General features: G+C 59.2%; 6 protein-coding genes and 1 pseudogene. 5 read left to right on the forward strand and 2 right to left on the reverse strand.

Going from position 1 to position 9,707, the window contains the following annotated elements:
• Positions 1 to 1,913 (forward strand): TonB-dependent receptor (locus EPO09_RS10390; RefSeq protein WP_290642813.1); only part of this gene is annotated, 1,913 nt, incomplete at its 5' end.
• Here the strand turns inward: EPO09_RS10390 and EPO09_RS10395 are convergent.
• Positions 1,914 to 3,884 (reverse strand): ATP-binding protein, encoded by a 1,971-nt coding sequence (locus EPO09_RS10395; protein ID WP_290642815.1) that lies wholly within the window; start codon positions 3,882 to 3,884, stop codon positions 1,914 to 1,916.
• A gap of 58 nt (positions 3,885 to 3,942) precedes the next feature.
• The gene (locus EPO09_RS10400) at positions 3,943 to 4,881 is read right to left on the reverse strand and encodes an ABC transporter substrate binding protein (RefSeq protein WP_290642817.1); all 939 of its coding nucleotides are present in this window, start codon (positions 4,879 to 4,881) and stop codon (positions 3,943 to 3,945) included.
• Between the two features lie 318 nt (positions 4,882 to 5,199).
• Here EPO09_RS10400 and EPO09_RS10405 point away from each other — a divergent pair, with 318 nt between their 5' ends.
• The 4 genes and pseudogenes from EPO09_RS10405 to EPO09_RS10420 all read left to right on the forward strand — a co-directional run.
• Positions 5,200 to 7,041, forward strand: a complete 1,842-nt coding sequence (locus EPO09_RS10405; protein WP_290642819.1) for a thiamine pyrophosphate-binding protein — start codon at positions 5,200 to 5,202, stop codon at positions 7,039 to 7,041.
• Positions 7,038 to 7,898 (forward strand): citryl-CoA lyase, encoded by an 861-nt coding sequence (locus tag EPO09_RS10410; RefSeq protein WP_290642821.1) that lies wholly within the window; start codon positions 7,038 to 7,040, stop codon positions 7,896 to 7,898. The genes EPO09_RS10405 and EPO09_RS10410 overlap by 4 nt, the downstream gene beginning before the upstream one ends.
• On the forward strand, positions 7,895 to 8,704 hold the full coding sequence (locus EPO09_RS10415) for a hypothetical protein (RefSeq protein ID WP_290642823.1): 810 nt from the start codon (positions 7,895 to 7,897) through the stop codon (positions 8,702 to 8,704). The genes EPO09_RS10410 and EPO09_RS10415 overlap by 4 nt, the downstream gene beginning before the upstream one ends.
• 323 nt (positions 8,705 to 9,027) lie before the next feature.
• Positions 9,028 to 9,707 (forward strand): annotated as a pseudogene (locus EPO09_RS10420) (site-specific integrase); the annotation flags it as partial.

Below are 9,707 nucleotides of genomic sequence, written 5' to 3' on the forward strand. Positions count from 1 at the left end.
CCGCAGAAGACATTGCTGCGATGGGTGCCACCGATCTGGATGAAGTGCTGGAGACCGTGCCTGGGCTGCACGTCGCCATCGAGACACAAGGCTACGCCCCCATCTATGTGATCCGCGGCCTGTACTTTGGCTTCAACCCTCAGGTGCTGATGCTGATCAACGGCGTGTCGATGACCACGGTGTTCACCGGCAACAGAGGTGCCGTGTGGGGCGGCATGCCGGTCGAGAACATCGCCCGCATCGAGGTGCTGCGTGGCCCCGGCTCTGCCTTGTATGGTGCAGAAGCTTTCGCCGGCGTGATCAACATCATCACCAAATCGGCGTCGGACATCAACGGCACGCAGGTGGGTGCTCGTGCAGGCACATTCCACAATGGCGACGGATGGATGCTGCATGGTGGCCAGTGGGCCGGCACGGATGTCGCGGCATACCTGCGTATCGGATCCACAAAGGGCAATCAGCGGACGGTGGAGGCAGACGCCCAAACAGGTTGGGACGGTGTGTTTGGCACCAATGCATCCCATGCACCCGGCCCCGTCAACAATGGCCGCACACTGGTTGACGGCATGCTGGACTTCAGCAAAGACAAATGGCGCCTGCACTTTGGTCTCAAGGACCGCTCCAACTACGGCAATGGTTTTGGGTTGGCTTCGGCGCTGGACCCCACTGGCAATGACTACAGCCAGAACTTCAATGGCGACCTGACCTACGATGACCAGCACTGGACGGATGACCTGGCTCTGAATGTGCAAGCCAGCTTCATGCACTACAAGGAGTTTTCTGCAGCGACCTTGTTCCCTGCTGGCACCAACATCGGCACAGGCACCTTCGAAGACGGCATGATCGGCAATCCGCAGAAATGGGAAAGCCACATGCGACTGGGTGGATCGCTGTCGTACACCGGCCTCAATGGGCACCGCGTGCGACTGGGTTCAGGGTACGAGCGAGAGTCGCTGTACCGGGTTCACGAGACCAAGAACTTCAACCCCAACTACACGCCAATCGGAACAGGCTCAACGGGCGATGTCATTGACGTCAGTGACACCGTGCCGTTCATGAACAAGCACACGCGCCGCAAGTTCTACGTTTATGGCCAGGACGAATGGTCGCTGGCCAAGGACGTGACGCTGACGGCTGGCGTCCGCCACGACAGGTACTCCGACTTTGGCACCACGGTCAACCCCCGTGCTGCACTGGTTTGGGAGGCCGCCTACAACGTGACAGCCAAGCTGCTGTATGGCAGTGCGTTCCGCCCTCCTTCGATGGCCGAGCTATACGCCATCAACAACCCCATCGTGCAAGGCAACGAACTTCTCAAACCGGAGAAGATCAAGACCACGGAGGCTGCCGTGTCCTGGCAGGTTCAACCCAGCGTCCAGTTGGGTGTGAACCTCTTTCACTACGACATGAGTGACATCATCCGCCTGGTTGATTTTGTCTACCAGAACACAGGCCGCCAGACAGGCAATGGCCTGGAGTTTGAAGCGGCCTGGGATGCAAGCTCCTCAGTTCGCTTGTCCGGCAACTACAGCTTCCAGTACTCCATCGACAAAGCCGTCGAGCACGACGCAGGCAATGCCCCCCATAACCAGGCCTATGCGCGCGCCGACTGGCGCTTCATGTCTGGCTGGGCCGTGGACGCCCAAGCCAACTGGATTGGCGAGCGCTCCCGTGTTACCGGCGACACGCGTGCGCCGCTCAAGGGATACACAACACTGGATCTCACCTTGCGCACGGACAAGTCGACCAAGGGCTGGAACTTTGCGATGTCGATTCGCAACCTGTTCAATGCCGACGCGCGCGAACCAAGCCCCTATGATTTCAGCGCAGCTGGGCATCCCTTTATTTCATTGCCCAATGACTTCCCCCTGGCCGGGCGTTACGGCTACATCGAAGTCAGCCACGCTTTCTGATCAGGCTTGGGCATCAATCCAGTTCAAGGACAGGCAGCGCTCCAGGTTACGCAACAAGTCGGCGCTGTCGAATGGCTTGGACATGAACAGCGTCGCGCCAGCCGCCAGCGCCTCGTCGCGATGGGTGTTGGATGCATTGGCTGACAGGGCGATGACGGGCAGGTCTTTGGTGCGCTCATTTGCCCGAAGCCGACGCGTCGCCTCCAGACCATCCATGACAGGCATGGCCAGATCCATGAGCACCAGATCAGGATTCGAAGCCTGCACCTGATCCAGCGCATCCTGACCGTGGACAGCCTCCAGCGTCTCAAAGCCCAAAGGACGCAACATCGCCACCAACATTTCACGGTTGGCTTCAACATCGTCAACAACAAGAATTCGCCGGCGTTCGCCCGTGTAGCCAGTCACCAGGGGATGACGCACTGGCTCACGCACCATCGCATCAACCATTTGGAGCGACAGCTCAAACCAGAATCGACTGCCAGTGCCCGGCTCACTGGACAACTGCAACTGCCCGCCCATCAGCCGCACCAACTGCCGACTGATGGCCAGGCCCAGGCCCGTGCCTGCAGCCCGGCTGCGTGAATCGCCTGCCTGCTCGAACGGCTCGAAGATACGTTCCTGATCTTCTGAACGAATGCCTACGCCTGAGTCCTGCACATCAAAACGGATGCGCACATGGTCACCTCTCTGGTCTTGCTCTATCCTCGACAAGCTCAAACGAACCTGACCGCTTTGCGTGAACTTGACCGCATTGCTCAGCAAGTTGAGCAGCACCTGACGAAGGCGCTTCTCATCCACCATCAAGGTCGAAGGCACATCCTCAGCGCACTCGACAATGAAGATCAACTGCTTTTCTGCGGCCTTGATGCGAATGACGTCATCCAGCATGTTCGCCAAGGCTCGCGTGTTGACCGGCCCCAGATGCAGCTCCGTCTTGCCGGCTTCTATTTGAGACAGATCCAGGATGTCCACGATCAGCATCAGCAAGTGTTCACCACTGCCATGAATGGTGTTCAGGCAAGTCAACTGACGATCGGAGAGCGTGCGGTCCATCTTGAGAATCTGCGCGTAACCCAAAATGGCATTCAAGGGTGTGCGCAACTCGTGGCTCATGCGGGCCATGAAATCGCTCTTGGCCTGACTGGCCACCTCGGCACGCTCCTTGGCCCTTCGCAACTCGTTCGTACGGTCACGCACCAGTTCTTCCAGGTGATCTCGGTGGCGTTGCAACTCGCCTCCGCGCTCCTGAAGCGCCGCAATCATCCGATTGAAAGCCAGCGCCATGGCCTGGATATCACTGGGCCCGTCAACCTCAGTGCGAACGTGCACCTCACCCTGTTCGGCGCGGAACATCGCGGCCGACAACAAGTTGAGCGGGCGAGCAAGCCTGGCGCACAGAAACCGAATCACCACCAGAAAAATGGCAGCGAAGAAGAATGACGACAGGATGTTGGCCAGGAAGATATTGGTCACCATCTGGCTGAGCGTGGACTTGCTCAGCACCACCACGACGTAACCCAGAAACTCGTCAGTGGGTGCAACGACGTCGAAGGGTGTATCTCGCTTTGCCGTCCACACCGGCGCCACAAATCGCCAGGCCTCGTCGGTCTCGCTGTCCAGATATGGCTCACGCCCAGCAGGGTCGACCTTCGCCGGCTTCTCGTCGTTGTCCTTGACCGCCACACCCTTTACCAACAGTGCGCTTGCATCGGTTTTGCGAATCTCCACACGCAACACATCAGGAAAGGCCAGCGTGGTAGCCACCGCTTCCGTCGCGTTTTCTGGCGCACCGGACAACAATGCCAGCGTACTTTGTGTCGCCAGGCTGGATGCGATGCGCAGGCTTTGCTGAATCACATTGCCACGCACTTGCCGACTGCCTTGCCATGCGCTCCCCATTGAGGAGAACAAGGCCAAACCCAGAACCCCAACGGTCATCGCAATGGCGAGTTGCCGCTGAAAGGTCATCCCCCTCAACATCCGGGTGAGATGCCGCATAGGGAGCGAATGCTGAGCGTTTGTCATCTCAATGCTCCGGAAAAACCAGGTGGATGCGCTGTGATGAGGCGCGAAGGTCAACGCCAAGGTGCTCGGCTGTACGTGTATTGACAGCCGTCAGTACTTGTTTGAGCGCCTGAAGCCCGTGTGCCTGCGAACTACCCGGCTGAAGAGAGGCCAGGACCGCAGTCGCCAGATAGCGTCCCATTTCGACGTTATCGGGATAGAGGGAAAACAGCAGCCCCCGCTTGACGTGAGCCACATTGCTGGAGAAGACGACCAGGTTCTGGTTCCATGACTCCCGCAAAACCATGGGCAGCACGGCAGACTCTTCCACCGTTGTCGTGTCCTGGGGCAACCAGAGCACATCGCGCTTGGGATTCATGGATCCAAACGTGTCCTGGTAACGTCGCACGGCCGTCTTCAAATCATCAGCTTCCAGTGCAAGCAACTCCAGCCCCTGAGTCCTGGCTGCGTCACGCGCCAGTCGAATCAACCACTCGTTTTGCTTGGGGTCGTAGACCACGATGACACGTCTGGCTGACGGCACAAAAGACTTGAGCCGAGCAAACAGCAGAGCCGGGTCAGGCGCGAGGCTCTGCACCAGCATGCCCTGAGTCTCCGCCTCAGGCACTGACAGGACGCCCCCGGCGACCACATTGATCTGACGATCCAGGCTGGATGCCACCTTCAAGCCATTGCGCCCCAGCGCAATCACGGCGCGGATATCCCGCCTGCGCAACTCATCGGTCAAAGGTGGTGGATTGGCCCCCATGGCAATGGGGAAACTGGTGACTTTGCCGCGTGCTCGATCCTCGATCCCCTCGACGATGGTCGAGAACACGCTTTTGTAGGGCTCCCCGATATCCGGGTAGAGCACCGCAATGGCCGCATGACCTGCGTCGTCCTCTGCAGCAATGGAGACAGCAAAGCCGGCATACAGGAACCACCCCAGTACACCCAGCATCGCCGATCTCAGCCACCTTGTGGCTGCCGGCCGTTTACGCCCTGCGGAGAACAAAAAACATCCCCATTGTCAGTCCAGCCGTTACTTCTGATTTGTGCGTATTTTGTACTGCATCCGGGACGCTTGTAGATAGGTGTGTGCACCTTTCTACAAACCGTGTTGCGCAGGGTGTGCAACGACCCCAATCCAGCCCCCCAATCAAGGGTTTGGCACGTGATAGGGGGGGTGACGATTCGCGATGCGGCAGGCATCCTTGCGAACACCTGAATTGTTTCAATATGTGACGTTCGGTTTTAAAATGTACTCAGGATCAGTGCCGTGAAGTCTGCAGCAGTCGTATCGCTGGCCTCCCCCCCTCAATTCATTGAGGTCGGAGCTCTCATCGTTTCTTATCTGGAAGCTATTGGTGTCGATGTCATCTTCGGAGTGCCTGGTGGCGCCATCGAACCCTTGTATAACGCCATGGCCGTCAGTTCGCGACGAGGCGGTCTGCGCCCCGTGGTCGCTCGGCACGAAGCGGGCGCAGCCTTCATGGCTGACGGTTACGCGCGCGAAACGGGCAAGATCGGTGTATGCATCGCCACATCGGGGCCAGGCGCTACCAATCTGATCACAGGTGTGGCGTGTGCGTTCGACAACAACGTGCCGATGCTCGTGATCACGGGCCAGCCGTCTCTGCCCGTGTTCGGCAAGGGAGCTCTGCAAGAATCAGCCTGCACAGGCATCAACACCGTGGGCATGTTCAGCCACTGCACCCGCTACAACACGCTGGTCTCACACGTTGATCAACTGGAGACCAAACTGGTCCAGGCTTTGATGCGGGCATCTCAGCCACCGCACGGCCCCGTCCACCTCTCCATCCCGCTGGACATTCTGCGTGGCTCTGTCGAGCAACGGCTGTCGCCACAAGGGCTGCAAGCCCTTCTGCGAAAGCCTTCTCTCGTTGACGAAGAGATGGTCAGGTCCTTGTTCATGTCGCTGCAAAAGGCGCGCAAACTGACGCTGATCATTGGCGGAGATTGCGGCGAAGCCATTGACGCCATCATCCACTTCGCCGAGATGACCGACTCCTACTTCGTCACAACACCTGACGCCAAGGGCCTGATCAATCCCCATCACGTGCTGTATCGAGGCGTGTTTGGGTTTGCAGGGCACCGTTCGGCACAGGACGCCCTCAATGATGACAATGACCTGATCCTGGCCATTGGCACCAGCTTGCGCGAATGGACCAGCGCGGCGTGGAGCAACAGTGTGCTCAATCGCAAGCTGGTTCACATCGATGCGACGGACGAACACCTGAAGCATTCGCCCATGGCCCGTCAACACATCCGCGGACGCATCCGGACCGTGTTCGAACGCCTGCTGGATTTGATGCACATTGAGCAAGAGGCACTGGGCATGCCCTGGTCGCCCGTGGTCAGCGGGCAGATCAAGCGAGAGCCAGTGAGTTTGCGTTCACCTGAGAAACTGCAATGTGATGCCACCCCCATCAAGCCACAGCGGTTGATGGTGGAACTGTCCAAACGCTTCCCCCCCACAACGCGCTTTGTTGCCGACGCTGGTAACGCCACGGCCTGGGCCATTCACTATCTCGAATCGAGAAACAACCGCAGACTTGGCCTGGTCCCGCAAGCAGGTGACACAGGCACAAGCCATGTCGCGGTCAACAAAGCTTGGTGCGGCGAGCGCCGCCATGACCATGCCGGGTGGCTGCGCGTGCTGATGGACTTTGCCCCGATGGGTTGGGCCATCGGGGCGGGTGTAGGCATTGCACGCGGCAAACCTCAGTGCCCCGTGGTGTGCATCACAGGTGATGGCAGCTATCTGATGAATGGACAAGAAATCACCGTGGCCGCACAGGAAGGCCTCACCGTGATCTTCGTGATCCTCAACGACGCCGCCCTGGGCATGGTCAAACACGGACAGCGCCTGGCCGGAGCCGAGCGCATCGCCTTTGAGTTGCCTGAGGTGGATTTCGCGCTGATGGCACAAGCCATGGGGGTGCCAGGCCACGTCATCAAGAGCCCGAAGGATTTTGACCAACTTGACATGGAGCAGATCCTCACTCGCCGTGGTCCGACCCTGCTAGATATCCGCGTCGACGGTGAAGAAGTACCTCCGATGGACCTGCGCATGCAAACCCTGGAGGGCGCATTGTGAGCGACGCCCCCATCCACACACGTATCTGGCAAGAAACACCAGAAGACAACGACCCCTTCGCAACACGCACGGCCTATTGCCATGGCTACGATGTTTATGGCCAGATGCTGGGCCACGCCCGATGGGCGGACATGCTGCATTTGATGTTCACAGGCCAGGCGCCTACGGTTGTGCAGACCCACATGCTGGACACGCTGGCCGTCGCCTTGGCCAACCCTGGCCCACGCGATCCGATGGTGCATGCCGCCATGTGTGGCGGCGTTGGCGGCTCGCAGGCCGCTGCCAGCTTGATGGCAGCCCTGGCTGTTGGCGCGGGCCAAAGTGGCGGCGCTCGGGACGTCTACCTGGCCATGCGTGCCTGGGCCAAATGCCATGATCAGGCCCAGACCGAGTGGCTTGCCACCCTCGCCCACCATGCACCACTGACATCCATTGCACCGGACGATGCAGGCTGGCCCGAGATCGAACACCCGGCTGGCTTTGCACCCCATGGGGTCAGCACGGCCACCATCGTCTTGCAGACGCTGGAAAGCCTGGGACGCATCAGCCCCGGCCCATGCCTTCCCTGGCTGATGATGCACCGAGCCGAACTGGAAGCCGCAGCCAAACTGCCCTTGAGCATGGTGGGCGTCGCAGCGGCCGCCTTTGTCGACCTGGGTTTCAACGCAGCCCAGGGTGAAATGCTGCACCTCCTGCTCAGACTGCCTGGTGCCGCGGCCCATGCCCTGGAGCAAGTGGCTTATGGGTTCAAACGCTTTCCTTACCCCGAAGTCGATCTGGAAGACGACCCCCTGCTTGCCGAACAGCAAAGCACATCGCCCACATCACCTGCCCCCAAAACGGAGACGCCAGCATGAACGGCCCACAGGTTCTCGCTCAACACACGGGCAGACTGCGCACCAAAGTAGGGGCGGCTTTTCCCGGCAGCCGGGCAGTTTTTCGTGGACACGATCTGCACCGCGATCTGAAAGACATGGAATGGTTCGGCCTGGTTGCGTTCGGCATCACCGGGCGGCGTGTGCCACCAGAGCAATTGCGATTGCTCGTATCGACCTGGGTATGGAGCAGTTACCCCGATGCCCGGTTATGGAACAACCGGGCCGCGGCGCTGGCAGGCACGGCACGCAGCACACCCAATCTGGCCGCCAGCGCAGCGCAAGCCTTGTCCGAGGCCACAATCTATGGCCGGCGCAACGAGTTCCGCGCGGTCGATTTCTTCATCAAGACCCGCAAGGCCATCGAGTCAGGCACCAGCCTGGCCGACTACATGGAAGCCTTTCTGAAAGGCGGCGGGCGCATGGCTGGTTATGGGCGCCCCATCTCATCCGTTGATGAACGCATGCCACTGACCATGGCCCTGGCGCGCGAGCTGGGCCTGGCAGACGGCCCTTACGTGAAGCTGGCGTTCGAGATCGACGACTACATGGCGGCCACCGGGCGGCCATTGCGCGTCAACCTGGGCGCATTGGTGTCAGCCTTTGCCGCAGACTTTGGATGGTCGCCACGCGAGTTCAACCAACTGCAGTTCACCAGCTTCCTGGCTGGCGTGCACCCTTGTTATCTGGAAGCTGCCGACAAGCCGCCGGGTGCCGTCTTTGCGACACGGTGTACGGATGTTCGATACGAAGGCGTCTCCCCCAGGGCTTGGCCATCCGGGCGCTGATCGACAAGCGGCCCGCCCCACCGCAAAACCGATGGACCGATGCGCAGGCTCGGCCATCGTGTGCCCTTCAAGTCACATCACGTCGATCTGGATTGACCAAAGAAAAAAGCACCTAGCCGTGAGACTAGGTGCTTGATTTTCTGGTGGGCGGTGCAGGGTTCGAACCTGCGACCCCTGCCGTGTGAAGGCAGGAATGAGGATCCGAACAGGTTCAACGCCTTCCAACAATCATAGACACGCCTAGCATGCGCGACCTCCAAAGTTCTACGACTTCCGAGGATGCCTGTCCGTACAATGTCCGTACGGCCACCACAAGGGCATTCATGGCACACGACCTCACCAAGAAAACAGAGCGAAACAAGTTATCAACAAGGCGGGAACCCTACTGGGCGCGGCTTGAAATGGGCCTATACCTTGGCTTCCGCGTTATGAACGACAAAACAGGCACCTGGATCGCCAGACGGCAAGAGGGCGCCAAGAAGACATATCAGGCGCTCGGCCATCATGACCAGTACGACGACGCAAAGAAAGCTGCCCTAAACTGGGTTGGTCGCCTTGATGCTGGCGTTACAGAGAAAGCGCCAACCGTTGAAGCGGCATGCAGGCACTACGTCTCTCACCAGCGCACAACCAAAGGAAACACGGCCGCGAATGATGCAGAAGGTCGCTTCAAGCGACTGGTGTACGGCATCGACTTCGGCAAGATCAGCCTGGACAAGCTGAACACAATAAAAGTCCGTGCCTGGCGTGACAAGCAAATCCCCAAGGGCGATGTAGACGACGACAAGGTGCGTCGGGCAAAAGACTCTGCCAATCGAAATTTGGCAACGCTCAAGGCAGCACTAAATTTGGCACACCGAGATCGTCTTGTAGCGTCCGATGACGGCTGGAAGACCGTTACAAGTTTCGAAAAAGTAAGCCAAAGGCGCACGGTATTTCTGAATACAGATGAACGACGCGCATTGGTAGCCAATTGTGAGACTGGCCTCAAAGACCTGGTGAT

The organism is Aquabacterium sp., assembly GCF_004297345.1.
GTDB lineage: Bacteria > Pseudomonadota > Gammaproteobacteria > Burkholderiales > Burkholderiaceae_C > Aquabacterium.